Raw genomic sequence first — 802 nt, forward strand, 5'->3', positions numbered from 1 at the left:
TCAGGACTTGCATTCCTCACTACGAACCTTTCAATCAGCAAAACCGATTCGGTAAATTAGCAAGAATCAGTTTAAGTTCCGGTTCATTAACCCGCTTAATTGCTTTTGGAATACTTACCCACTGTCGCTTTCTACAGCTAGCTTCCGGCCATTTTTCGAGAACAGTTTGTACTTGCAGTAAAAATACTTCTACCTGACAAGTATAGCCAGACTTTTGGTACTCATAAGTTCCCAGCAAATCCGGGAACACCTTACCCAACAAACCTGCTTCTTCCCAAGCTTCCTTAGCAGCAGAATCTTGAGGAGTCATGTCAGGTTCAATTAACCCTTTAGGAATCACCCAACGCTTCCCCGTTGAAGAAGTAATCACCATTACTTCAATTTGTCCGTTTTGAATGCGGTAGGGAATGACAGCCGATTGTTCTACCAATACAATAGTTCTTGTAATCATGATTTATGCAATCTTTAGGGTGCAAAGGCTGCTTCAACTTGATTGACAGTTGAAGATTCAAAATAAAAAAGTTGATACACCCTGATTATGTATTAGAAATTACCCATCGATAAAGCAAGCTCAAATTTTTTAGAAAAAATAATTGCTGACAGCCATTTTTTCAGAAAAAAAGCCCGGTTTATTTATTGAGTGGGATTGCTTAAGTTCTATTTGCGATCTCTCAGTCGAGACAATAACTAAGTCAGAAATAGAAATATGTATGATTTTACCTTTAGACTTCTCCAAAAAAGAAATTCTTTCAGAAGATAGGTTTATTTCGCTTTGACAGGGCGAAGCATTTGGACTTGAGAT

Annotated in this window: 2 protein-coding genes; both read right to left on the reverse strand. The window is 38.0% G+C overall.

What is annotated here, in order from left to right; translation table 11 throughout:
• Positions 1 to 34: 34 nt before the first annotated feature.
• Complete coding sequence (locus QT974_RS04900) at positions 35 to 451, reverse strand: NUDIX hydrolase (protein ID WP_333467398.1); 417 nt, start codon at positions 449 to 451, stop codon at positions 35 to 37.
• Between the two features lie 129 nt (positions 452 to 580).
• Positions 581 to 802: hypothetical protein (locus QT974_RS04905; RefSeq protein WP_333467399.1), on the reverse strand; the 222-nt coding region annotated here is incomplete at its 5' end.

Source organism: Microcoleus sp. BM001215392 (genome assembly GCF_036700185.1).
Classification (GTDB): Bacteria; Cyanobacteriota; Cyanobacteriia; order Cyanobacteriales; family Microcoleaceae; genus Microcoleus.

Coding starts and splice junctions, on each gene's coding strand:
- QT974_RS04900 (WP_333467398.1), bottom strand. CDS start 451: ATGATTACAAGAACTATTGTATTGGTAGAACAATCGGCTGTCATTCCC.